Below are 25,099 nucleotides of genomic sequence, written 5' to 3'. Positions count from 1 at the left end.
ATAACAACGAAAGAATTAAATCAAATCTAAACAAAATGAGCCCGATAAAATATCGAGCTCATTATTATCAAAATTAAGTTTAAATTTGTCTAACTTTTTGGGTGCAGTCTAATGGAGCACCTTTTTTATTTAATAGTTATGTTTTTTGTGATAGTTGTTCCGTCTTTTTTGGTAGCCTTAACCACATAGGTGCCTTCATAAAGTTCTTTTCTAAGTTGAAAAGTAACGTAGTTTTTACTTAGAACTTTAAATTCGGACGAAAAGGAATTACCTGCTAAATCTGTAATTTGTATGTCACTTATTTCCCCCGAATTAATTCGAATATTTAAAAAATCATTTTTTGAAACGTTCTCAGGAAAAATATATTCTAAAGCTCTGTACGAATTGGTAGTAGCTACGGTATTCTCTTTTTTCTCAGCAACGGTTGTGTTTTTTTGCCCTGAAGTTGTAATACTAATATCATCAATTTCGAATTGAGAATACTTATTGGTCGGTATGCTTTTTCCTGTAGTGATAGAGGTGTAAAACCATAATTGGGAATTGCTTTTTTGTGGTGTAAATGTAATGGATACAGTTTCCCAATCGGTACTATTTTGAGTAATGTTTTTAGTCCAAATAATTTCACTATCATTTGGTGGAATTGAATTTTTGGTATTGAAATTGGATGTTAAATCCGTAACGGCTTTTACATTGGCACTTGTAATTATTTTATCAACTGCACCAATAGTGGTTGTGATTTTTACTTTAAAAGAGATTTGGTACTTTTTACCAGGAATGAATTCATAATGAGTAAAAATACCTTCTAAACCTTCTTCATTAGTAGTTAGTTTTGCCCAAGTGTTTTTAGGAATAGTACCTTGTACAAAAGGATTTCCATGACTGGCAAACCAGCTAGAAACACAGGAAGGAGCCGTAAAGCCATTGCCAACACAATTGCTGTTTAATTGGCCATTGGATAGTTCTTGAGAAAAAGAACCACACGTGAATAGAAACAAACTATAGGTTAATAACGTTTTTTTCATTTATCGAAATTTGAGAACATACTTTTTAATAAATCTTACAAATATCGTTATTTATAAAACATTTATTACAAAAAGTTAATTTATATTTTGATTGCATAAAAAACACCTTGAAAAAAGGTGTTTTCTATTTTTTATATGTTAAGGTAGGTTACCAACTTCCGCCTGCTCCACCACCGGAGAAACCTCCACCGCCAAAGCCTCCACCAAAGCCTCCGCCTCCAAAACCGCCTGAAGATCCGCCTCCAAAACTGCCACCGCCACTTCCACGACCAAGACTGCTTAATATAATCATATCCATTAAATCGGAACCTGAAGATCTTCCTGAACCTCCGTTTCTACCATTGTTGTTTCTACCTCTGGAAATAATAATCATGAGTATGATAAAGAAAATGATAAAAAAAGCTATTGGAAAACCACTGCCACTTTTGCCTTTTCGAGTCCCTTTATACGTTCCTTTTATAATTTCAAAGATTGCAGTTGTACCTTTATCTAAACCTCGATAGTAACTACCTGCTTTAAATTCAGGAATGATAACATTACGAACTAGTTCACCAGTGATTCCAGCCGTTAGTTTGTCTTCTAAACCATAACCCGGAGAAATCCATATTTCTCGATCATTTTTAGATAATAAAATAATGACTCCATTGTCTTCTTTGGCTTGACCAATTCCCCATTCTTGAGCCCATTTTGGAGCTAAAATACCAATACTTTCCCCTTTTAAATCAGCAATGGTAACAATAACAATTTGAGTAGAAGTAGAATCTGAAAAATAGACTAATTTATTTTCTAATTGTTTTTCTTCCTGCTCGTTTAGTACGTCCGCATAATCATAAACAGACGTTTGAAAGGAAGGTTTTTTGGGAATATCAAACTGTGCAAAACCCAAAGCATGAATTAGAAACAAAGCGATTGCTAAGAGGTATTGGATTGATTTAAATATAAATTGTATCATTATCCTTTTGAAATTTCATTAGGTAATTCGTTAATATCGTCTGATTGATAAGGAAAATAGTCTTTCAAACGCTTACCTGCTTCGATAATCCCTTTTACTAAACCGTCTTTGTTTTGATTGTTTTTGAAATGTTCAATAACAATATCTTTGGTAGAATTCCAAAAATCTGCTCCTACAACATTATTAATGCCTTGATCACCTAAGATGGCAAAATGTTTATTGGCTACACCTACATAAAATAAAACACCATTACGATCTTTAGTGTTTTGCATATTAAGAGCTAAAAAAACCTCCTGAGCTCTTTCGAGCGGAGGTTTTTCAGTATGTTCTTCAATATGTACTCGGATTTCACCAGATGTGTCTTTTTCAGCAGCAACTATGGCTTGAACAATTTCTTGTTCTTCTTGAGCTGTTAAAAAATCTTCTGTTTTTGACATCTTATTTTTATTTACTAAAATCAAATTCTACATCAACTGGCTTTTCAGCACCTGCAACAGCATCGAAATACGCTTTTTCTTTATAATCAGACAAAGCGATACTTCTTGGCATCTTTAATACATAGTTGTTGTATTCTTCAACCGCTTCATTAAAACGAGTACGAGCTGTTAATATTTGATTTTCAGTACTTGCTAATTCGTCTTGTAATTTTAAGAAATTTTGATTGGCTTTTAAATCAGGATAACTTTCTACAGTTACTAATAAACGAGATAATGCTGAACTCACTCCGCTTTGAGCTTCATTAAAAGCTTTTAATTGTTCAGGAGTAATGTTTGATGGATCAATAGTTGTAGCAGTAGCTTTAGCTCTCGCATTTACAACAGCTTCTAAAGTTGATTTTTCAAAATCAGCTGCACCTTTTACAGTTTTTACTAAGTTTCCAATTAAATCATTTCTTCTTTGGTAAGAAGTTTCTACATTTCCCCAAGATTTTTTTACTTGTTCGTTTACGGTTACAGCTCCATTTCTAACGCCAATATACCAAAATATTCCAATTATAAGTAAACCTCCAATAAGTAACCACGGTAAGAATTTTTTCATAATTTTCTGTTTTAAAGTTGATTTTTAATTTGTAATAATTGTGTTTTTACGTGTTCTAATTTTCTAATAATTTCAAAAGTGTCTAAGGTTTTCTTTTGATTTTCTTTCAAATGAATTTTGGCACCTTCTAATGTAAAGCCGCGTTCTTTTACCAGATGAAAAATTAATTGTAAGTTTTTAACATCTTCGGGTGTAAATTTTCGATTGCCTTTTGCGTTTTTCTTAGGTTTTAAAATGTCAAATTCTTTTTCCCAAAAGCGAATTAATGAGGTGTTTACATCAAAAGCTTTGGCAATTTCTCCAATACTGTAATACAATTTATTTTCAGGTAAATCAATGTGCATGTATATTAGTCTAAAGATTGATTTTCTTGGGTTGCTAAATTGGAAATCGCAATATATTCTTCTGCGGAAATACTTCCGTAATAAAAATTAATAGGATTCACTTTTTCTCCATTTTTGATAACTTCATAATGCAAATGGGGTGCTTCACTTCGTCCTGTACTTCCTACATAACCAATGACATCTCCTCGTTTTACTTTTTGACCAGGTTTACAATTATATTTACTCAAGTGAGCATATAAAGTAACATACCCATACCCATGATTAATTTCAATATGATTTCCATAACCAGAAAGCGAATTGTCTGCTTTTAACACCACACCATCACCAGTAGCATAGATTGCGGTACCCGTTGGAGAGGTAAAGTCCATTCCATAATGAAACTTTCTTACTTTTGTAAAAGGATCACTTCGATATCCAAAACCAGAAGCCATTCGTTTTAAATCTTCATTTTTTACTGGCTGTATTGCAGGAATTGCAGCTAATAACTTTTCTTTTTGTTTGGCTAAAACAATAATTTCATCCAATGATTTGGATTGAATGACTAATTCTTTGGTTAATTGATCCACTCTTTTAGTGGTGTTTACTACCAATTCCGAATTGTCATACCCTTTTAAATCTTTATAGCGATTCACACCACCAAAACCTGCTTTTCTTTCTTCCTCTTTAATAGGAGAAGTATTGAAATAAATGCGATAAATATTATTGTCACGGTCTTCAATAGCATTTAAAACTTCGTCCATTAAGTCCATTTTTTTATTCAGAAGTTTGTAGTTTAACTTCATGGTCTCAAGCTCACTTGTTAATAATTTGTCTTTAGGAGTCTCGAAATAAGGCGTGTTAATCAGTAAAATTAAACACAAAAAACCAAATAGAGCAGCAGCTAATAAAAACAGAAAGGCATAAGCAAATTTTTTACGACGTTGCGGTTTTATTCTTTTATATGCTAAATTTTCAGAATCGTAATAATATTTTACTTTAGACATGTTTTAAAATTACTATTTTTGCACCAAATTAATAGGTGTTTACGTTAGTTATACGAACAAAATTAAAAAATGTTTCATTCTAATTGTTTTTTTATAACGAAACTTTGTGAATTTTTTGTATAACAAAAATGCATCTATTTGATTTTTAATGATAAAAGCAGAATCATACAAGATTCAAAAATATTTAAAATAATTTAAATGAAATCACAAGACATTCGCAAAGCGTATTTACAATTCTTTGAAAGTAAAGATCACTTAATTGTGCCTTCTGCACCTATTGTGCTAAAAGATGATCCTACCTTAATGTTTAATAATTCTGGTATGGCCCAATTCAAAGAATATTTTTTAGGGAACGGAACTCCTAAAAGTAAGCGTATAGCCGATACACAAAAATGTCTACGTGTTTCAGGTAAACATAACGATTTAGAAGATGTTGGGTTTGACACCTATCATCATACCATGTTTGAAATGCTAGGGAACTGGTCTTTTGGAGATTATTTTAAAAAGGAAGCGTTGCCATGGGCTTGGGAATTTTTAACAGAAGTATTAAAATTAGACAAAGACCGTTTGTATGTATCTGTTTTTGAAGGAAACGAAGCTGAAAATGTACCTTTCGATCAAGAAGCATTCGATATTTGGAAACAATTTGTTTCAGAAGACCGAATTATTTTAGGAAATAAAAAAGATAATTTTTGGGAAATGGGTGACCAAGGTCCGTGCGGTCCTTGTTCTGAGATACATATCGATTTGCGTTCGGATGAAGAAAGAGCAAAAGTAGCAGGTCGTGATTTAGTAAATGCAGATCATCCTCAAGTGGTGGAGATTTGGAACAATGTCTTTATGGAATTCAATCGTAAAGCAGATGGTTCATTGGAAAAATTACCTGCACAACATGTGGATACAGGAATGGGCTTTGAACGTTTGTGTATGGCGATGCAAGGCGTAACTTCCAATTATGATACCGATGTATTTACACCACTTATTCATAAAGTGGAAGCCATTACAGGGTTAAAATATACTTCTAATGAAGTTAAAAATAGAACTGAGGAACAAAATAAAATCAATATTGCGATTCGTGTTATTGTTGACCATGTAAGAGCGGTTGCCTTTGCAATTGCAGACGGGCAATTGCCTTCTAATAATGGTGCAGGTTATGTGATTCGTAGAATTTTGCGTCGTGCGATTCGTTATGGTTTTACTTTTTTAGATACCAAAGAACCGTTCATTTATCAATTGGTGGAAGTTTTGGCGAACCAAATGGGTGAATTTTTCCCAGAAATAAAAAAACAACAAGTTTTAGTTACCAATGTCATTCGTGAAGAAGAAGCTTCTTTCTTAAGAACTTTAGAGCAAGGATTACAATTGTTAGAAGTGGTTGTTGCTGAGACAAAAGGAAATGAAGTTTCAGGTGCAAAAGCTTTTGAGTTATATGATACTTTTGGATTTCCTAAAGATTTAACAGCTCTTATTTTGAAAGAAAAGGGGATGACCTATAATGAAGCGGAATTTGAAGTAGAATTGAAAAAACAAAAAGACCGTTCTCGTGCGGCTTCTGAAGTATCTACCGATGATTGGAAAATTTTGGTAGCAGGAAATACGGAATCTTTTGTTGGCTATGATCAAACAGAAAATGATGTAAAAATAACGCGCATTCGAAAAGTAGATTCTAAAAAAGATGGTGTTTTGTACCAAATTGTTTTAGATGCAACCCCATTTTACCCAGAAGGAGGAGGACAAGTAGGAGATAGAGGTGTTTTAGTTTCTGCAAATGAGACAATTGAAATTATCGATACCAAAAAAGAAAATAACTTAATTCTACATATTGCGAAAAAGTTACCAGAAAATGTAAATGGTGCTTTTGCCGCTCAAGTAAATACCGATTTAAGAACGGCTTCTTCAAAAAATCACTCGGCTACACATTTGATGCATTTGGCTTTGCGTACCATTTTAGGAACACATGTGGAACAAAAAGGGTCATTGGTTACACCTAATTATTTACGCTTCGATTTTTCTCATTTTTCAAAAGTAACAGATGAAGAATTAAGACAAGTGGAGGCTTTTGTGAACCAAAGAATTCAGGAGCATATTCCTTTAATAGAAAGAAGAAGTATTCCAATCCAACAAGCCTTAGACGAAGGAGCGATGGCTTTGTTTGGAGAGAAATATGGAGACAATGTTCGTGCGATTAAATTTGGAGATTCGATGGAGTTATGTGGAGGAATTCATGTTTCGAATACAGCAGATATTTGGTATTTTAAAATTATATCAGAAGGAGCAGTTGCAGCTGGAATTCGTAGAATTGAAGCGATTACGGGTGATGCAGTAAAAGATTTCTTTGCTTCTCAGGAAAATACATTAGCCGAAATTAAAGAAAGCTTGAAAAATCCACAAGACGTTTTAAAAGCAGTAAGTTCTTTACAAGAAGATAATGCTAAATTGAAAAAGCAAGTAGAGCAATTATTAAAAGATAAAGCGAAAGGATTAAAAGGCGAATTAGAAGCTCAAATAAAAGAAGTAAATGGCGTTCAATTTTTAGCTACTCAAGTAGATTTAGATGCTAATGGAGCAAAAGATTTAGCATATGAACTAGGAAATAACAGAACCAACTTATTTTTAGTTGTAGCAACCGCTTCAGAAGACAAACCGATGTTAACCTGTTATATTTCTAAAGAATTAGTAGCTGATAAAGGTTTAAATGCAGGTCAAGTAGTTCATGAATTAGGAAAATACATCCAAGGTGGTGGTGGTGGACAACCATTTTTCGCAACTGCTGGTGGAAAAAATGTGAATGGAATTGCAGAAGCTTTAGATAAAGCAGTCGATTTTATTAAATAATTTATTAAATTAAAACACCATGAAAAGAAAGTTTTTATTACTACTATTGTCTAGCCTTTTTCTATTAAGTTGTAATTCAGATGATGGAACAAATTCTAATGCTGTATTGGTAAAAAGAACAGAAGCAAATGGCATCACTTTTCAATATAAATATAATGGTAATAAACTTTCAAAAATTATAGTAGATGACGTTGAAGAAGTTTTTACATATTCAGGAGATTTAATTGTAAATATAAAAAAATACTATACTGGGACTAATTTAGTAATTTCTGAAAGTCAATATACATATGATTCAAATCATAAAATGATTCAGGAGATTTTATTGTATTATCAAGATAATCTAGGGTCTAAAATGGTTTATACACATAATGTAAATGGTTCTGTTTCTTTTCAAACCTATGATGGGTCACTCACAAGTCAAACTAATTTAACTCAAAGTGGTTTTACCTATTTGAACAATGAGGGAAATGTTTCTAAAGTTGAAATTTTTAATGGTGCCAATTTATACTCAACAACAGAATATGTGTATGATGATAAAAATGGTATTCTTAAAAATGTTACAGGGTATGATAAGCTCCTTTCTAATTTTCATGGGAATAAAAATAATGTAATTTCTAGACGTGTCTATGATGGAAATAATACTTTAGTAAATGGGTTTGATAATGTGTTTACCTATAATTCAAATGATTTTCCTTCATCAGTAATTACAACTACAACTGGAAGCACTTCTCCTACAATAGTTAACTATTTTTATTAAAAACATATTCAAATAAAAAAACCTCTTAGTTCTCTAAGAGGTTTTTTGTTTATAATTATTTTACAATTAATTTTATATTTTCAGTTTTATCTTTAGAAATAATTTGTACCATATAGGTGCCAGTTTCTAAATCTATATTTGAAGTAAAGGTGGTATCATTAATATCGGTTTTAGTATAAATTAATTTACCAAGAATATCATAAATACTAATAGTTATATCGTTTTTCTCTTTTAAATCTAGAGTGAAGTTACCTGAAGTAGGATTTGGATAAATTACTGAAGTATTTGAATTTTCAAAATCTATTGCATTCAAAGAATAATCGAGACTTAAATTATCAACCCATAATATATTTCCAACTTGATTTCCAGAATCGGCAATGATTAATACATAACTAGGAGTATCAGTTGAGAGATAGGTAATTGGAACATTAAAAGAAGTCCATGCAGCAGTTGAACTAGAGGGAATTGTAAATTCTGCTGTGCCTATTATGTATGGTGTTGAATTAGCGTCTATAGGATTTCTTACATCGTAATCACCATGTAAAATAATTTGTATTTTTCCACTATTTCCTCCCACATATGTGTTTCTAAAAAAACCTAGAAAAGCATCTGGTCTACCTGTGAAAGGAGAATTGAAATTTGAATCACTTCTTACAGTTTCAGCATAGGTATCATTCGGATTTGATGTAGGAGCATTAATTTTTCCAGTAGTTCCATATCCAACATTTGCGCTACCAAAATAGCTTTTAGTTTCTAATTTCAAACAATAGGTTCCATTTTGCGGGTTTGTACTTTCCCTAAAACAAGTTTGTGGACCTATACTAGCAAAACCTCCACCAGTTTTGTTAGAATTCCAATTTGTAGGTTCTTCAGTAGAGGATCCTACATTTTGCCAATTTTCAAAATCAGGATTAGGTAAAGTTGTTTGTGAATAGCAAACAGATAATAAAAAACATGGTAATAGCGATTGGAGTAATTTTTTTCTCATAAATTAATAGTTTATTTAGGACAAATATATCAAAATTAAGTATTCACTATTACAATAATTATTTGATTCAAAAATATATTCTTGCACAAAAAAAACTCTTAGTTTTCTAAGAGTTTTTTTGTTTTTATAAGATTTAATTACAAATTAAAAAAGGCTTTTAAACCACTTAATATATTTTGTACCGCATAAGAAGCTAGGATTAACCCCATAATTTTACTAATGACTGTAATTCCATATTCGCCTATCTTTTTTTGAACCACATTTGCTGTTAGTAATAGAAACATCGTAAGAAGTATGACAACGAGAACTAGAAAAGTAGTAATGGCTTGTTGTTGTATGCTATACATATGATTGTCGGTCATTAAAACCACCGCCATAATCGCACCAGGTGAAGCAATAGAAGGAATGGCAACTGGAAAAATTGTAACGTGTTTGAAATCTTTAATCAAATGTTTTTCGGATTCGGGTTTGCCACCTCCAAAAATCATGGTTAATGCAAAAAGGAAAAGAATAACACCACCAGAAATTTGAAAAGCATCTAATGTAATTTCCATGACTTCTAGTATGATTTGTCCAATCACTATAAAAAAGAGTAGAATACAAAATGCAATAAGTGAAGCTCTTTTGGCTACTTTTTGTTTTTCTTTTTTATTAAAGTTTTTGGTCGCTTCTAAATAAACAGGAATGGAGCCTAAAGGATCTATTACCGCAATTAGAAATAGTAAAGTTGTTATTATTTCTTTCATGATTCTCTTTCTACATTTTTTTGATTAAAATATTTTACTCCTTTCATTTTTTTCAAAGGTATTAAAAGTGTTTCAAGTTTTGAAATTTAAAATGGTATGAGAATATTTTTGTTAAAAATTCGTTAAAAAACAATATTGCTCTTTGATTAATTTCATATGAATAAAAATGTTTTACGTTATTTGCTTTTTAACCCAAAAATCATAAAAATGAAAAAACTTTTTGCCCTACTAAGTGCTTTTACAGTAGTACTTACTTCTTGCTCAAGTGATGATTCTTCAAATGAATCTTCAACTATTTTAGTAACTAAGATTATTGAGACATATGAAGATGGATCAACTTATACAGAAAACTTCTATTACAATGGAAATAAATTGATAAAAGTGGAGGATTCAGATGGAGAAAGTGAAACTTTTGTATATGATTCGAATGGTAAATTAATTTCTGGAATTGAAAAATATTATGATGGATCAAATTTAATAACAGGAAATGTGAATTACGTTTATAATGCACAAAATAAATTAAGCTCTATTGAATACCATGATAATTTACATTTTGATTATACATACAACTCGAATGGTACTATAACTGAAGATAATTATGATAGTAATGGATTTGCTGATACATTTATTTATACTTTTTTAAATAATAATGTTGTAGCTATAGAAGAATCATCTATTATTACTACTTATCAATTTGATACTAAAAACAGTCCGTTTATGAATGTATATTCTCCTTATGAATTATTTAGAAGTTATTTTGATTATGATTATAATAATGCAACTAACAAGTTATATAATAATTCAACAGCAGATTCTAGAAGTTCAACTTATACATATATTTATAATTCAGATAATTTCCCAATAAAAAGAACTGAAACTACAGGTGATGGAGAAATAATTATAACAGAATATTTCTATAACAATTAATAAAATTAAATTTTAAAAAAATGAAAAAATTTTTTGCCCTATTAAGTGCTTTTACACTAGTACTTATTTCTTGCTCTAGTGATGATTCTTCAAATGATTCTACACCAATTTTAGTTACTAAGATTGTTGAAACATATGACGATAATAGTACTTGGACAGTACAATATGAGTATTCAGGTACAAAACTGGTAAAAGTAACGGATGATGATGGGTATTCTTTATTTACGTATCAAAATGATTTAATAACAGAAATAAAGCATTATGAAGCTTCTGAATTAATTTCAACTGAAACATATACATACGATTCAAATGGGAGGGTTATAACTTATATTGATGTTGATAATGTGAATCCTGATTGGGGAACCAAAGAAACGTATAGCTACAATGCAAACGGATCCATTTCAGTTAACTATTACATAGGTACTTCTGTTTCTCAAACCACTTTGAATGATACAGGTACGATTAGTTTTTTAAATGGGGAAATTAGCCAAATTGAACTAACTTCTGGAAAAACTACTACGTACAGTTATGATGCTAAAAATACTCCGTTATTGAATGTTACTGGAGTTAATAAAATTACTTTTTGTGGATTTGAAGGAGAAGGAATTATGCATAATATAATTGAAGAAGATGATTCGGAAGATATTAATGATATGTCGGTAGTTTTTGTTTATAATAACAATAATTTTCCAGTATCTTCAACTGTAACCTATGATAGTGAGGTAATTACGGAACAATTTTATTATAATCGATAATATTTTATACTATATTTAAAAACCCGATAATGTATTTTATCGGGTTTTCTTTTTTATGACTACTTTTGACAACTAATGGTTAAATTAGCAGTATGCAATTCACTACAAAAATACCCATTGAAAAATTTAGTAAACCCATAACTTATGACAGTAACATATTGTCTTTAGGTTCTTGTTTTGCAGACAATATGGATGAAAAATTTGATTATTATAAATTTTCAACGGTAACCAATCCTTTTGGTATTATTTTTAACCCTATTTCTCTTGAACGAATTGTTCATCGGATTGTGAATCAAGTTGCTTTTACAGAAAACGCTATCTTTTTTCACAACGAAGCGTGGCATTGTTTTGAAGTGCATTCGGAACTTTCGCATCCTAATAAAGACGAATTTTTAAAGCAATTGAATTCGATTCTTAATGATGTTCATTCGCAGATACGTTCGTTAACACATTGTATCATTACTTTAGGAACGGCTTGGGTGTATCGAAATAACGCATTAGATAAAATAGTTGCCAATTGTCATAAAGTACCGCAAAATCAATTTACCAAAGAATTATTGTCGGTAGCAGCCATTCAAAAGAGTATAGAGAATATAGTCACTTTGGTACAACAAATTAATAAAGAGGTCCAATTTATATGTACTGTTTCCCCTGTGAGACATAGCAAAGATGGTTTTGTAGAAAACAACGTGAGTAAAGCCCATTTGCTTAGTGCAGTATATACTTGTAAAGCTTCTCTAAATATAGCTTATTTTCCTTCTTACGAAATTGTATTAGATGAACTAAGAGATTATCGTTTTTATGCGGAAGATATGTTGCATCCTAATGCCATTGCCATTCAATATATTTGGCAACGATTTAAAGAAACCGTAATTGATGCAACTGTTTATGAAATTATGGATGAGGTAGCAACTATCCAAAAAGCGCTTGCACACAAACCTTTTAATCCTGAAAGTGAAAGTCATTTAAAGTTTCTTGCAAATCTTAAACATAAAATACAATTGCTTCAAAATCAAATTCCACATATCCAATTTAAATAATATAAGGCAATTGTCGTATTGATTACCACTTTTGTTTTTAACAATTTTGTATCGTTACTAATCTTAAAAGATACCTTATGAAAACAAAATTGACCTCATTATTACTTTTTGTAGTTCTCTTATTTATCCAAAACGTATTTGCTCAAGAATTGGGAGAATTTAAACCAAAAGAAGACACTTTCGGACTTGGAAAACTAAAGTCCAAACCAAAGAAAATTTATATTTCTAATTTTTCGATTAACTATCAATTGTTTAACGTAAAACAAAAAACGAACAAAGGGGGTTCATTATTTCGCGACAAAGGCGTTCAGGGAGATGCTACTGCCGAATTAATGGTAGGTTTAGGAAGCTTGAGTGAAAGCGATTTTCAGCTAATAGCAAATAATTTGTATCAGGATTTTGTGAGCCAAATAAAAAGTAAAGGATTTGAAATAATAAGTGCTGATGTAGCAGGAAAAACGAATACTTATGAGGGATTTACAAAAGCAAAAGGTCCTTTTGTAATAGCATCCGATAAACCAGGAATCATTACAGCTGTACCTGAAGGTTTTGAATTTTATTACATGGATAGGTCTAAAGTAGGAAAAGCTTTAGCTGCCAAGTTTGGAGCCATGAATACAACGCAACAAAGTTTGTCTAAAGACTTAGATGATGTTGTTGTTGTAGCAGTAGATTTATATGTTTTTTTTATGAAAGATGTATATGCTTTTCAAGGAAATGCAGCAAATATTAAGATTAAAACACAATTGAGTTTAGTGGCTAATGAAACAATAGCAGCAAAAAGTGACGATAAAGGCATATTTAAAAAACAAGTAGAATACATTACAGGTGCCAATACTATAAATTTTACTTGTGGAAAGTATCCCATAGGAGGAAGTGCAGAATCCGTTTATACCGGATTATTAAAGAAAGATTTTACCATTGAAAATGTAATTGATGAAAAAGTAATCCAAAGTTATGCAAAAGGTGCAGTAGATTTTGTTGGAACGGATACTTATTTTGGAAAATATTATGAAGCTGAAAATAAATCATCAGCTAAGACCACAATTATCCCTGTAGATACAAAAAAGTATAATGAAGGTGTAATTAAAGCTGGAAAAGAATTTTTGAAATACCATTTAGATGCCTTTTCGAGTGAGTTTAAATAATTTGTTTTGTTTGTTATTAAAATAGGGAGTCAACTCCCTATTTTTTTGTAAAAAAGAATCATCTTGAAAATACGCTTTTGTACTAATTTATTTACTTTATATGTAGTTGATAATAAAGTTTTTACTATTTTTAAGTTCGTTTTTTTAAAAAGTAAGAAATAGATTTAAAAAAAGGTTATGAAATTATTATACTCTTTATTGATTTTTTTTAGTATTTACTCTTTCTCTCAAAAAGAAAAGTATGAAATTGAAGATTTAAAAAAAGCCTACTCAAGTGCAAAAAATGACGAAGAAAAATCAAAATTTTTAATGCAGTTAATTGATGGGTATTTTGAAAAAAATAAAGATTCGGCTGAGTTCTACATTAAAAAGAATTTGAAATTAACGCAAAATAGTAAAAACTTATTTGTATCCTATATTCATACTAAATTAAAATATGCCCAGTTTTTTTTAGTCAAAGGAGATTATGTTAAATCAGAATCATTATATAATGAGATTTGGAAAGAAATTGAACCAAAGTATGATTATTTTCTCTATAACAAATATTATGGAGATTTCGGAGTGTTGAATTTTCAAAAAGGAGACTTTAAGAATGCTTTGTTAAATTTTGATAAAGCATATTCATTAGCAGTAAAAGAAAAAAATAAAGTAGATGAACTCCGTTTTTTAAATAATAAAGCTTTAGCAATGTCTTATTTAGGAGATGCAGAAAAAGCTATAGATGAACATAAAAAAGGAATAATTATTGCCGAATCGCTCAATGATTCTACAGCTTTAGGGAGATCGTTTAATAATATTGGACTAATTTATGAAGACATGAAAGAATATAAAAAAGCGCTTCAGTATTATTTAAAGTCATTGAAAATTAAAGAGAATGGGAATAGTGAAACTGATATTGCTAATAGCTTGTATAATGTAGCTGGAATGTATAAAGAAATTGGTGAAAAAGAGAAAGATTCATCATACTTTTCAAAGTCTGAAAAATATTTTGAACTAGCAATAGCAAAGGCAAAAGAAGTAAACTATGGAAAGGTAATATTGTTTTCAAAAACGGGTATGGCTCAATTAGCAACAGTAAGAAATAAGCCATTACAAGCTATTACAATTTATAAATCGGTTATTGAAGAAGCAATTGCAACGAATGATATTCAAACACTTAGAATTACATATTTGAATTTAGGAACTAATTATTTAACAATTAAAGATTTAAAAGAGTCAGAATATTATTTTAATAAAGCGTTGCCTTTAATTGTAGAAGCAAGTAATCCATCAGATATAGCATCTTTATATAAAAATTTAGCAACGTTATATTTTGAGAAAAAAGAATTTAAAAAAGCTTATGAATATAAAGAGCAATATTATAATATTGAAAAAGAGTTAAAAAAGAATTCTCTCCAAGAAAAAATTTCAGATTTCGAAGTTAAGTATGAAACAGAAAAAAAAGAAAAACAATTAGCAGAAGCAAAAGTAGATTTATTAGCCAAAGAAGCTAAAATTAAAAAAAGAACAACTTTTTTATATTCTGCTTTAGCATTAGCTTTTCTACTAGGCTTAATAGGCTTTTTGGTTTATAAACAGCAACGATTAAAAAACACACAAATCATTAAAGAAAATGAATTAAAACAAGCTTTAATAAAGATTGAAAATCAAAATAATTTACAAGAGCAACGTTTAACCATTTCAAAAGATTTGCATGATAATATTGGTTCTAAATTGACTTTTATTATTTCCTCTTTAGATAATTTGAAATATTTTGAGTTTACCAAAGATAAATTATATTCAAAATTTGATGCTATTGGTACTTTTACTCGTTCTACAATTACCGATTTGAGAGATACAATTTGGGCAATGAATAAAGAAGCTATTACTTTTGAAGATTTGAAAATAAGAACTACTAATTTTATTGAAGCAGCAAAAACTTCATTATTAGGCATTACTTTTGAATTCAATTATCCAGAAAAAAACGATACTATTTTATTAAATTCTTTACAAGGAATTGATGTTTATCGAATCATTCAAGAAGCCGTTAATAATGCTATTAAACATGCTCAAGCTACTAAAATTGTAGTCAATTTTGAAGTTATAAAAGAATGTATAGTAATCTCAATCGTAGACAACGGAATTGGTTTTGATAAAACTACTACAGAAGCTGGAAACGGCTTGAACTCTATGAAAAAAAGAGCCATTGAAATTGATTCTGAATTGTTTATTGAGTCCTTGGAACATGGAACTAAAATTTGGTTTGATTTAAAAATAAATGCTATTAATCCTGCAAATTAATATTTTATATGTCTAGGATTTTTTGTTATATTTTATCTTTTTTTATTTTATCAGCCTGTCATAAGGATGATGTTACAGCAAATAAAATAGATAAAAGAATAGATGCTACAGCTTATATCATTTACGAAAAAACGAAAGAAAATCTAAAAGTTAGAAGAGACTCTTTAGATTATTTTACGGAACAATTATTAAAATATGAAAACAGTAAAAATCCAGAAGTAAAGGCGATAGCTAAAATTTTTAAATCAATACATTATAGAAGAAAAACCTATAATGAATTAGCTAAAAAAGAAATTGACGAAGCTATAAACTTAGTACCAAAAAACAATCCTATTCAAGCGTATGCCTTATATCAAAAAGGGTTTTTATTAAAAGGAGCCAATGAATATGATTTAGCAATTGCAGCTCATTTAGAAGCAATCAAACAATATGAACAACTAAAGGATATTGAGCAAATTGCCAATTCTTATGCTGAAATGGGTGAAATTTATTTGAATAAAGGTGATTTAGAAAAGGCTAAACAGAATTTGTTAAAAGCCACTAAATTGTTAGAAAATAAAAAAACCAATTACGTATACTTAAAAGCATCTCAAACTCTAGCTAATCTTTATGGGATGAGTAATGATTTTGAAAGTGCTTTGGCATTGGATAAAGAAGGAATACAATTGTCAGATTCTATCCATTCAGAATTTTATAAAGTTACTTTTTTGAGTAATAAAGCCAATTGTTATTTGTACAGTAACCAATTAGATAGTGCTAAATTTTACTTCGAAAAATGTTTAGCCATTGATATTAAATTAGGTAATAAAACGCATATTGCTGATTCTTATGCTAATTTAAGTAATTGGGCAATGCTAAAAAACGATTACACTACAGCAGAAACTTATGCAAAAAAAGGGATAGCCCTTTTTGAAGAGAAAGATTTTGCTGTGAACCTTTACACTTCATATACTTTATTGTCTAATATTTATGAAAAAAGTAACCAACCTCAAAAAGCACTAGAAGCAAAGAAAGAGTCATTAAAATACTATAAAAAAATGACTAGTGAAAAAAAAGAAAAAGCCACTGCTGAATATGAGATTATCTATGAAACAGATAAAAAAGAAAGACTCTTACTAGAAAAGGAGATTATTGAGAAAAAAAGAAATACAACCATTTTATTGTTGTCATTGGGAATACTTGTTTTAGGACTATTTACTTACTTAATCTACAAGCAACAACTCTTGAAAAACAAACAAATTATTAAAGAAAATGAACTCAAACAAGCTTTAATTAGTATAGAAAATCAAAATAATTTGCAAGAGCAACGCTTAGCTATTTCAAAAGATTTACATGATAATATTGGTTCCCAATTAACTTTTATCATTTCTTCTTTAGATAATTTGAAATATTTTGAGTTTACCAAAGATAAATTATATTCAAAATTTGATGCTATTGGTACTTTTACTCGTTCTACAATTACCGATTTGAGAGATACAATTTGGGCTATGAATAAAGAATCCATCTCCTTTGAAGATTTGAAAGTTAGAACTACCAACTTCATTGAAGCCGCAAAAACCTCATTATTAGGAATAAATTTTGAATTCAATTATCCTGAAAATTCAGAAAATAGTTCTCTAAATTCTTTACAAGGAATTGATGTTTATCGAATCATTCAAGAAGCCGTTAATAATGCTATTAAACATGCTCAAGCCACTAAAATTGCGGTCCATTTTGAAGTGATTGGAAAAGGTATAGAGATTGCAATTATTGATAATGGAATTGGATTCGATGCAACCACTACCGAAGCTGGAAATGGATTGTCAAGTATGCAAAAGAGAGCTGCTGAAATCGATGCTATTTTTGGAATTGAACCATTAGAAAAAGGAACAAAAGTGAGTTTAAAGTTTGATTTGTAAAAAATACGTCAATTGCCTTATTTAAAGAAACTATTTAATTGATCAACTTTGTTGTTCAATTAAATATTTTTTCAAATGAGACTTTTTTTAATTTTATGCAGCTTAATTATTTCAAATAAAATACTTGCGCAGGACTATTTTATTAAAGAAGAGATTGTAAACAACAAAATAAAATTTAATATTCCATTTGAACCCGATTGGAGTAAAGATTTTTTTGTAGAAGCAGAATTGCGTGTCCCTTTTTCGTATGATGCTAGTAACGAAAACGCAGGCTTACTTTTCGGTTATAAAGCAAATCCAAAAAGTTTTTATGCAATGTATATTTCAAACGGATCTATAAAACAAAAGCAATACAAAGATTTTATTAAAATTAGAGGATATAACGTCACCACGTTTGAAAATAATGACGTTTGGCAAAGCACTTCTTTGGTGAATTCTCATGGATTTAATAGATTACAGTTTTATAAAATTGATCATGAATTGTTTTTTTCTATTAATGATCAGGTTATTCAACATATTTCCAACATTGAATCAAAAGGAAATGAACTCAGATTAACAACAGGCAAAACAGGAATTGGTGCCCATCATGTCATAGCTTATTATTTGGACTCTGAACAAAAAAACAATTTAAAAGAAAGGCTATTAGTACAATTAAATGATTTTAAAAATACCGGTTTGCACCATAAACTTGCTAAAACGTATAAAAATGTTTTGGAATTCCAAAATCGTAACAAATTACACGACTTCTATCGTAATCTTGATACCGAAATAAAGGATAGTTCAGGCAAAAAAAAACATTGCTTTACTTATAACAATACTACTAAAAGCCTAACATTGGACTCTTACAATGAGAACGATAATTCCTTTGCAAAAAATGTTGAAGCTAATGTAGAATTGAATATACCAAATAAACCTGTAAAAATTCTTGAAGATTATTTTTACATTGGAAAATATAAAGGAAATTCAATTTTAGTAATAAATGAAAGAGATATAGTATATAAGTATGATTACGAAAAAGATAGTTTTGAAAAACTATTTAAATCGAAATATGGAAGGTATCAAATCGATATCTCAGAAAATAAAGAGTACTTATTCGTCGGTATTCACGCATATGTTATTGAAACAGGTGAAGAAATTAGTATAAATACAGGTTTTCTTGGGAATGGCCAAACTCAAAGATTGTCGCATTATGGTAATAAAATTGTTCTATTGAATATGTTTGATACCCGAATTGTTGATTTAAAAACCAACGAAACTCAAGATGTAAAAGAAAAGGGAACTTTTCAAGGTAAATACCACCTAATTATAAATGGTCGTGAACTCACAATAGTAGATAAAACTACTGATAAAACGATAGCAGAAAAAGTACAACTATTGGTAAAAGATCGAAAAGATGGTTTTGTATATTACGATTTACAATATTATCCAGAATGTAATGAAGTTTATGTAAGCTCTAAAGACAATAGTGATGCGCCATTTTATTTTTCTCATAACGATAAAGTTATTGATGTTAATTCTTTTATAGTAAATATCAAAACAAATGAAATTATTCCTTTGTTACCCGAGAAAACATTTGCCGAACGCGAACAAAATAATCAAGAATCTCAAGCCCTTCAACAAAAAGCAAAATTGGAAGTGGAATCATTTTTAAGCCAATTTAAAACTTTTGGAAGCTATTACGAATTAAATTATTCTAATTTCGATTATGTAAATGTTTCTTCCAGTGAATTATTAAATAAAAACGGAATTAGAGGCACTACTTATGTTATTGGTAAATTTTGCACATATAATGGTGCAGATTTACTAGCCATAGGAGTAACAAAAGACCAATATCAAATAGAATTAATAAGTGTTTCATATGGTTTTAATGGGGTTTTTGTACGCAGAAAACTATTGGGAATAACTCAAAACGTTAATGGATACACCACACAAATTGCTACAGTAAAAGTGTACAGAATTAGTTCTGATGGTACAAAATACTCATTAGTAGTTAATGATGGTAAAGAAACTAAAATACAATTAACTAGCGATTGTAAATAAAAATACAGCAATTCTCTTATGCTACATGTAGAACAAAACATTCAACTTTTTATTTAATGCAATTAAACTCTTTAAAAATGAAAAAAATAGTATTTATAATGTTTTCCAGTTTGTTTTTTTGCTTTGCAACTGCTCAATCAAAAGACAGTATTCATTTCTATAAAATGTACCATGATGTACCTGTCAAATACAAATTAGAACATTTTGGATTACAAGGAAACGTAAAATCGTTTTACGAATTGACGCTTCCAGAAAATGAAGACAATGAGAAAATCATTCACGAATTTGATGATAAAGGAAATCTTATCCAAGTAAAAAATGGATTTGGTTTTGTATCACAAAAATTCAATTATGACAAGAGGGGAAAATTAATTTCTTATACAACAAGCGCAAAAAAGATGCGTGACTTTCAAGTGACCCTAAATGAGGACGAAAACGTTGTTCAATTAGTTACCAATAATAAAGAATATGGAATGGTAACTGTTGTAAATGAATATAATAAAAATGGATATTGGACGAAACAAAGTCGTTTGGAAGATAAAAGTACACTTCAAGAAAATAAATATAGTAATGATTTAAAACTTACTGAAAACATTGTGTTTAATAACAATATAATTTCAGAAAGAACGCATTTTGACTATAACTTCTTTACTGATTTTGTTCAAATAAAATTGACTTATAAATATGAAGATACCGAATCAGTAAGTTATATTTATTCGGATTATTTTGGAAATCCCATATTTGGCTTTCCATTTGAAGAGGGTAATGTAACAGATAGTCAAATAAAAGAGGTACTGAATAATTTTAAAGTAGATTCACATAATAATTGGATTAAAAATCAAGAAATCACTAGGGTTATTGATTATTATTAGAAGCAATATGTACTTTCTTGAAAAATGAAATATAGGGCAATTGCCTTATTTCAAGATTGATGGACTCAAAGTAATTTTACGAGTATAAATTTTTAAAATTATAAGTCATGAAAAAAGCCCTACTTTTTATTAGTTTACTGCTAGTTTCTTTAAGTTTTTCACAAATTGATTACGGTAAACAAGTCAAGAAAAAAGACGTTGACAAGGGATTAATTTCTTTTGTGAAAACTACTGATGATAAAGGAAATGTAAGCATAGGTTTTAGAATGGATGATTTGCCAGTTGGTCCACAATTGAATATAGATGCAGCTGGGATAAAAACTTATTCTAATTACAATAAAGATCATGTCATGGATGGAACTACTATTATTATGAATAGTAGCACTGGAGAAGTTACATTATATACATATAGAAATAATCTATTAGATGGTCCTGCATTTCAAATCGCAAATGGTAAAATTGCTTGGACAAAACAATTCAAGAAAGGGTTTGAAGACCCAAATGGTTATACTGTAAATCATAGTTTCGATTTTTATACAGATAAAAACAAACCTAATTTTGAAGGTTTTACAATTGAAAAGTATAAAACTTCTTATGCTCTAGGTTATTTTGCTTATGGTAGTAAAGCTTTCCCTATTATTCAAATATGGGATGCAGGAGATTCTTTCTATGGACAATGTATTCAAGGTTTAAGAAAAGAATTTGGTGTTTACTTTTTTGCTAACAAAAATATTTACATAGGAGCTTGGCATAAAAACAATCAAGAAGGTTTAGGTTTCATTGTTGATAAAAACTTAACAGTTATACAAAAAGGTTTTTATGATGCCGGCACTTTAAAAATTAGTCTTTAAAAATATATTATTATGAAGTGTTGGATTAAAATTGTTTTGATTGTACTTTTTTTAAATATACCAAAAGTTTGGTCTCAAAAAACCTTTGATGAGTATTATAATCAGTATTTAGAAGGCTATAAAACGAATGATTTACTGAAAATGAAAACCGGAAGTGAAGGATTGATAACCTATTTTTCAGATGAGTTTGCTGGCTTTTATCTCAATTCGTATTACCAAATTCTCAAAGGTGATTTAAACCAAGCACAAGCCAGTACTATACAAGCCATGAATATTCAACCTTTACTTCAATATCCTTATTATACACAAGCTTATATTGATTTTCTTAAAGGAAATACTCCAAATGCCTTGAAGAATTTAGAATGGGCCATGCAATTAAGCACTTTTCAAGAAGCAAAAGATATTCTCGAAGATATTGAAAAGATTGAATTTTTTACTAAAAAAGACGCATCCGTTTTAAAAAACCAGTGGCTTACTTATTATCAAACGAAAACAATTAATACCAATAAGGCTTTAAACCTCGATACTTGTGTAAATAGTATTCTTACATCAGGCACAAAATGCAACAATTTAGATATGCTGTTTGCTCAGTTTTCAAGTATGAAAAAGGCAAATCCTTTGTTTCAAAAAATGTTGCCTTTGCTAAAAGCAGTAACGTATTATTATGGTGGGAATGCTAACGAAAGTATCAAACAATTTGAGTATTTTTTAGAGATTAGTAAAAATGATTCTTCTTTATTAGCGAAAAGAAGTTATGCTTTATACTTTTTGTCGGTTATAAAAAACAATTCTTACAATAGCAGAGGAGCTTTAGTTACTATAAATGAAGGCTTAGCGGAATATGCAAAATTACCATTTGCTTCTTTAGCATTGGCAGACATGCAATTGCATAAAATTTATGTTTTGAAAATGCTTGGTGATAAAAATGACGAGAAATTGCAAACCGCTTTCCAATTAGAACAAACCGCTAAAAATATTGATAATCACTATTTTTTAGCCAAAGCGTATAATTCTATTGGTTCCTATTATTTTATGGATGGAGCACAATCCGAAATGGCAAAAGGGACTGAATACATTACCAAAGCCTACACTTTAGCAAAAACGGTTAACGATAAAAATCTTCTAAATGAAGTGAGTGCCAATTATGCTATGGTGAAAGTAAAGCAAGGTTTGTATGCTGATGCCACAAAAATTAATGAAGCATTAGTACAAGATTATTTGAAAGATAAAAAATATATTGACGCTCAAAATCTCTACAACAATATGGCTTTTGTATTATACTTACGAAAAGACTACAAAAATGCCAGTATCGAATTCGAAAAAAGTATCGCATTAGCAGAAACTATCAAAAAAGGATTAAATGCCAAACAGAAATTAGAGTATATGAACGAGGTTGCTGGTGCTTACACAGGTTTGATAATGTGCTATAAAGAAACTAATCAAACCGAAAAGTTGTTTGATTTACAAGAGCGAACACGGAGTAGTTATTTAAAAGATTTATTGCAAAATAATTCGGCTGTTGCCAATGTAAAAGAAGCGCAAAATATGCTACAAAACGATGAATTATTGTTGACGTATAGTATTGGGAAACCAGGAGAAATTATCATTACGGCTATTTCAAAAAATAAAGCAGAAATCAGATACAATTACCCAATTGACGACTTGATTGCCATCAAAAAAGCCTATACAGATAGAATTAAAAAAGTACCTTCTACGTTGAATCCTTACATGCAAGATTTTAATGTAGATTATGAAGACGGGAAATTAGTGCGATATGCTAATAAAGAATCCAACTTTAAAAAAGAAGATTTAGTCACCTTAGTACAATGGACAAGAGATATTTTGGAAAATTCAAACAAACCAGAATATCAAAAACCACAAGCTGATTTTCTTCATTTTTGGTACAACTTAGTATTGCTTCCCGTTCAAGATTTAACAAGTCAATATAAAAACGTAATCATCAGTGCTGCTTCAGAATTGAATTATTTGCCTTTTGAAGCTTTTATAAATCCCAAAAATCAATATTTTGTTAGTACTAATAATGTGCGATATATTCCAAATGTAAGCGTCTGGAAAATGGTGTCAAATAGGAATTATAGTAGTGACAGAAAATCGGTCATAGCTTTTGGTGGGGCACAATATCAACCTTCAGGAAATGTAAAAGCAACGGTTCGAACTATTGAGGATTACTATAAAATTTCTGATGCTGTTTCTAAAAAAATCGAACAAGGAAATTATAACTTAAAGCCTGAATTAGAAGCCGTTGGTTTTGGTGGAGCAGGTTATTTAGAAGGAACCTTAAAAGAAGTGGAGTTTATTGGAACCCTTTCCAATGATGCTAAAGTAATTACAGGACAAAATATGACCGAGAGTAATTTCAAAAAAGCCAATCTTTCAGGCGAATTAAAACAATATAAAAATCTAATTATATCCACTCATGGTTTTACAGGAGATGTAATTCCAGAATTTAGTGGTGTAATGTTTTCGCAACCCAATGGAGGAGACGGTAAAGAGGATACGTTTTTATTAGCTCCAGAAATAGCAAAATTAAATCTTAATGCCGATTTAACTATTTTAAGTGCTTGTAGTACAGGTGTAGGGAAATTATATGGTGGTGAAGGTATCAATGGATTAAATACTTCTTTTTTAGTGGCAGGATCCAATAGTACTTTGTTGTCGCTTTGGTCAGTAGATGATGCTAGTACAGCTTTAACAATGCAATTATTGTTTAAAAATGTGATTCAAAATAATGCAAAAGCCAATGTGATTTTAAACGATATTAAACGAGCATTTATTAATGGAGATTTTGGTGATTCGGTAAAAGCGCCTAAATTTTGGGCACCATTTTTATATAACGGAAGATAAAAGTCGATATGAACTACTCTTTTTTAAACAATAAGTTACATAACAGTAATCCTTCCATAGTAGCTAATGCTTTGTTTTTAATCGCATTGCTACTTGTTGGAAAAGCAGACCCAATGGCTATTGTTTTTGCTTATGTTTTTGAAACTATTATAATTGGATTAGTTCACGTAGTGAAACTATTTTACATTATCAAGAATAATAAACCTATGAAAAGAGAATCCAAAGTAGGTAATTTTCTTTTGATTCCTTTTTTTATGATTCATTATGGCATTTTTGTAGCCATACAAAGTATTTTTTTATACACTGCTTTTGCTATTAATGACGAACGTTTCTCCACCTCATTAAGTTTTTCTAATTTCGTTGAAATATTACACTTAGAAGGCTTTAAGTTGGTTACTTTGTCTATACTAGCAACTCATGTAGCTTCCTTTTACTTTTCATTTTTAAAAGTTAAAAAGTATAACCAGCAGCATCTTGGAGCTTATATGGTAAAACCCTATTTGCGTATTTTTTTGCAACAATTTTTAGCTATAATTCCTTTCTTCTTTTTGTTTTTTATGAACGCTGTAGGTATAGTTGCCGCTATTTTATTAATACTCATGCGTACACTATTAGATTATTATTTTTCATTAATTGCTAAAGATGCAGAAAAAATCAAAGCATTAGCCATACGAATAATGGATCAAAAGAAACCAGAAGAATTGCCTAAGATTGAAGCCACTTTAAAGGTTTTTTTTGAAGAATAAGAACAATAAATC

General features: G+C 29.8%; 21 protein-coding genes. 13 read left to right on the top strand and 8 right to left on the bottom strand.

The features are described from left to right. Positions 1 to 125: 125 nt before the first annotated feature. The 6 genes from FHG05_RS09080 to FHG05_RS09055 all read right to left on the bottom strand — a co-directional run bounded on the left by FHG05_RS09080 (position 126) and on the right by FHG05_RS09055 (position 4,339). Complete coding sequence (locus tag FHG05_RS09080) at positions 126 to 1,022, bottom strand: hypothetical protein (protein WP_140997693.1); 897 nt, start codon at positions 1,020 to 1,022, stop codon at positions 126 to 128. A 148-nt stretch (positions 1,023 to 1,170) separates the two neighbouring features. Continuing rightward, the gene (locus FHG05_RS09075; RefSeq protein WP_140997692.1) at positions 1,171 to 1,974 is read right to left on the bottom strand and encodes a TPM domain-containing protein; all 804 of its coding nucleotides are present in this window, start codon (positions 1,972 to 1,974) and stop codon (positions 1,171 to 1,173) included. Continuing rightward, positions 1,974 to 2,411, bottom strand: coding sequence for a TPM domain-containing protein (locus FHG05_RS09070; RefSeq protein ID WP_140997691.1), 438 nt, complete (start codon positions 2,409 to 2,411; stop codon positions 1,974 to 1,976). Before FHG05_RS09070 ends, FHG05_RS09075 begins: the two co-directional genes overlap by 1 nt. Positions 2,412 to 2,418: 7 nt before the next feature. Then, positions 2,419 to 3,012 (bottom strand): LemA family protein, encoded by a 594-nt coding sequence (locus FHG05_RS09065; protein ID WP_140997690.1) that lies wholly within the window; start codon positions 3,010 to 3,012, stop codon positions 2,419 to 2,421. 11 nt (positions 3,013 to 3,023) lie between these two features. Next, positions 3,024 to 3,356: a MerR family transcriptional regulator gene (locus tag FHG05_RS09060; RefSeq protein WP_140997689.1), complete on the bottom strand. Its 333-nt coding sequence runs from the start codon at positions 3,354 to 3,356 to the stop codon at positions 3,024 to 3,026. Between the two features lie 5 nt (positions 3,357 to 3,361). Beyond that, positions 3,362 to 4,339, bottom strand: coding sequence for a M23 family metallopeptidase (locus FHG05_RS09055; protein ID WP_140997688.1), 978 nt, complete (start codon positions 4,337 to 4,339; stop codon positions 3,362 to 3,364). A 198-nt stretch (positions 4,340 to 4,537) separates the two neighbouring features. Here FHG05_RS09055 and alaS point away from each other — a divergent pair, with 198 nt between their 5' ends. Together alaS and FHG05_RS09045 are read left to right on the top strand one after the other, a co-directional pair. Continuing rightward, positions 4,538 to 7,174 (top strand): alanine--tRNA ligase, encoded by a 2,637-nt coding sequence (alaS, locus tag FHG05_RS09050; protein WP_140997687.1) that lies wholly within the window; start codon positions 4,538 to 4,540, stop codon positions 7,172 to 7,174. Positions 7,175 to 7,193: 19 nt separating this feature from the next. Next, complete coding sequence (locus tag FHG05_RS09045) at positions 7,194 to 7,931, top strand: hypothetical protein (protein WP_140997686.1); 738 nt, start codon at positions 7,194 to 7,196, stop codon at positions 7,929 to 7,931. Between the two features lie 55 nt (positions 7,932 to 7,986). Here FHG05_RS09045 and FHG05_RS09040 read toward each other — a convergent pair whose 3' ends face one another. Then, complete coding sequence (locus tag FHG05_RS09040) at positions 7,987 to 8,919, bottom strand: T9SS type A sorting domain-containing protein (protein WP_140997685.1); 933 nt, start codon at positions 8,917 to 8,919, stop codon at positions 7,987 to 7,989. 137 nt (positions 8,920 to 9,056) lie between these two features. Then, entirely contained in the window at positions 9,057 to 9,665 is a 609-nt protein-coding gene (locus tag FHG05_RS09035) for a MarC family protein (protein WP_140997684.1), read from the bottom strand. 207 nt (positions 9,666 to 9,872) lie between these two features. Between FHG05_RS09035 and FHG05_RS09030 the strand changes: the two genes are divergently transcribed. The 11 genes from FHG05_RS09030 (at position 9,873) to FHG05_RS08980 (ending at position 25,087) form a co-directional block, all read left to right on the top strand. After that, positions 9,873 to 10,592 (top strand): hypothetical protein, encoded by a 720-nt coding sequence (locus FHG05_RS09030; RefSeq protein ID WP_140997683.1) that lies wholly within the window; start codon positions 9,873 to 9,875, stop codon positions 10,590 to 10,592. Between the two features lie 20 nt (positions 10,593 to 10,612). Beyond that, complete coding sequence (locus FHG05_RS09025) at positions 10,613 to 11,347, top strand: hypothetical protein (protein ID WP_140997682.1); 735 nt, start codon at positions 10,613 to 10,615, stop codon at positions 11,345 to 11,347. A gap of 92 nt (positions 11,348 to 11,439) precedes the next feature. Then, a complete protein-coding gene (locus FHG05_RS09020; RefSeq protein WP_140997681.1) occupies positions 11,440 to 12,387 on the top strand; it encodes a GSCFA domain-containing protein in 948 nt (315 codons plus the stop codon). Between the two features lie 77 nt (positions 12,388 to 12,464). Beyond that, a complete protein-coding gene (locus tag FHG05_RS09015) occupies positions 12,465 to 13,535 on the top strand; it encodes a hypothetical protein (protein WP_140997680.1) in 1,071 nt (356 codons plus the stop codon). Between the two features lie 177 nt (positions 13,536 to 13,712). Next, positions 13,713 to 15,815 (top strand): tetratricopeptide repeat protein, encoded by a 2,103-nt coding sequence (locus tag FHG05_RS09010; protein ID WP_140997679.1) that lies wholly within the window; start codon positions 13,713 to 13,715, stop codon positions 15,813 to 15,815. An 8-nt stretch (positions 15,816 to 15,823) separates the two neighbouring features. Further along, entirely contained in the window at positions 15,824 to 17,713 is a 1,890-nt protein-coding gene (locus FHG05_RS09005) for a tetratricopeptide repeat-containing sensor histidine kinase (protein ID WP_140997678.1), read from the top strand. A gap of 75 nt (positions 17,714 to 17,788) precedes the next feature. Further along, positions 17,789 to 19,753, top strand: coding sequence for a hypothetical protein (locus FHG05_RS09000; RefSeq protein WP_140997677.1), 1,965 nt, complete (start codon positions 17,789 to 17,791; stop codon positions 19,751 to 19,753). A gap of 77 nt (positions 19,754 to 19,830) precedes the next feature. Further along, on the top strand, positions 19,831 to 20,625 hold the full coding sequence (locus FHG05_RS08995) for a hypothetical protein (RefSeq protein ID WP_140997676.1): 795 nt from the start codon (positions 19,831 to 19,833) through the stop codon (positions 20,623 to 20,625). A 107-nt stretch (positions 20,626 to 20,732) separates the two neighbouring features. Then, a complete protein-coding gene (locus FHG05_RS08990; RefSeq protein ID WP_140997675.1) occupies positions 20,733 to 21,476 on the top strand; it encodes a hypothetical protein in 744 nt (247 codons plus the stop codon). Between the two features lie 12 nt (positions 21,477 to 21,488). After that, positions 21,489 to 24,341, top strand: a complete 2,853-nt coding sequence (locus tag FHG05_RS08985) for a CHAT domain-containing protein (protein ID WP_140997674.1) — start codon at positions 21,489 to 21,491, stop codon at positions 24,339 to 24,341. An 8-nt stretch (positions 24,342 to 24,349) separates the two neighbouring features. After that, positions 24,350 to 25,087 (top strand): DUF6498-containing protein, encoded by a 738-nt coding sequence (locus FHG05_RS08980; protein ID WP_140997673.1) that lies wholly within the window; start codon positions 24,350 to 24,352, stop codon positions 25,085 to 25,087. Positions 25,088 to 25,099 lie beyond the last annotated feature (12 nt).

This window comes from Flavobacterium profundi (assembly GCF_006491645.1).
Taxonomy (GTDB): domain Bacteria; phylum Bacteroidota; class Bacteroidia; order Flavobacteriales; family Flavobacteriaceae; genus Flavobacterium; species Flavobacterium profundi.
Note: the sequence above shows the minus strand (reverse complement) of the source record. Positions and strands in the feature narration are given on the sequence as shown.

Coding starts and splice junctions, on each gene's coding strand:
- FHG05_RS09080 (WP_140997693.1), bottom strand. CDS start 1,022: ATGAAAAAAACGTTATTAACCTATAGTTTGTTTCTATTCACGTGTGGT.
- FHG05_RS09075 (WP_140997692.1), bottom strand. CDS start 1,974: ATGATACAATTTATATTTAAATCAATCCAATACCTCTTAGCAATCGCT.
- FHG05_RS09070 (WP_140997691.1), bottom strand. CDS start 2,411: ATGTCAAAAACAGAAGATTTTTTAACAGCTCAAGAAGAACAAGAAATT.
- FHG05_RS09065 (WP_140997690.1), bottom strand. CDS start 3,012: ATGAAAAAATTCTTACCGTGGTTACTTATTGGAGGTTTACTTATAATT.
- FHG05_RS09060 (WP_140997689.1), bottom strand. CDS start 3,356: ATGCACATTGATTTACCTGAAAATAAATTGTATTACAGTATTGGAGAA.
- FHG05_RS09055 (WP_140997688.1), bottom strand. CDS start 4,339: ATGTCTAAAGTAAAATATTATTACGATTCTGAAAATTTAGCATATAAA.
- alaS (WP_140997687.1), top strand. CDS start 4,538: ATGAAATCACAAGACATTCGCAAAGCGTATTTACAATTCTTTGAAAGT.
- FHG05_RS09045 (WP_140997686.1), top strand. CDS start 7,194: ATGAAAAGAAAGTTTTTATTACTACTATTGTCTAGCCTTTTTCTATTA.
- FHG05_RS09040 (WP_140997685.1), bottom strand. CDS start 8,919: ATGAGAAAAAAATTACTCCAATCGCTATTACCATGTTTTTTATTATCT.
- FHG05_RS09035 (WP_140997684.1), bottom strand. CDS start 9,665: ATGAAAGAAATAATAACAACTTTACTATTTCTAATTGCGGTAATAGAT.
- FHG05_RS09030 (WP_140997683.1), top strand. CDS start 9,873: ATGAAAAAACTTTTTGCCCTACTAAGTGCTTTTACAGTAGTACTTACT.
- FHG05_RS09025 (WP_140997682.1), top strand. CDS start 10,613: ATGAAAAAATTTTTTGCCCTATTAAGTGCTTTTACACTAGTACTTATT.
- FHG05_RS09020 (WP_140997681.1), top strand. CDS start 11,440: ATGCAATTCACTACAAAAATACCCATTGAAAAATTTAGTAAACCCATA.
- FHG05_RS09015 (WP_140997680.1), top strand. CDS start 12,465: ATGAAAACAAAATTGACCTCATTATTACTTTTTGTAGTTCTCTTATTT.
- FHG05_RS09010 (WP_140997679.1), top strand. CDS start 13,713: ATGAAATTATTATACTCTTTATTGATTTTTTTTAGTATTTACTCTTTC.
- FHG05_RS09005 (WP_140997678.1), top strand. CDS start 15,824: ATGTCTAGGATTTTTTGTTATATTTTATCTTTTTTTATTTTATCAGCC.
- FHG05_RS09000 (WP_140997677.1), top strand. CDS start 17,789: ATGAGACTTTTTTTAATTTTATGCAGCTTAATTATTTCAAATAAAATA.
- FHG05_RS08995 (WP_140997676.1), top strand. CDS start 19,831: ATGAAAAAAATAGTATTTATAATGTTTTCCAGTTTGTTTTTTTGCTTT.
- FHG05_RS08990 (WP_140997675.1), top strand. CDS start 20,733: ATGAAAAAAGCCCTACTTTTTATTAGTTTACTGCTAGTTTCTTTAAGT.
- FHG05_RS08985 (WP_140997674.1), top strand. CDS start 21,489: ATGAAGTGTTGGATTAAAATTGTTTTGATTGTACTTTTTTTAAATATA.
- FHG05_RS08980 (WP_140997673.1), top strand. CDS start 24,350: ATGAACTACTCTTTTTTAAACAATAAGTTACATAACAGTAATCCTTCC.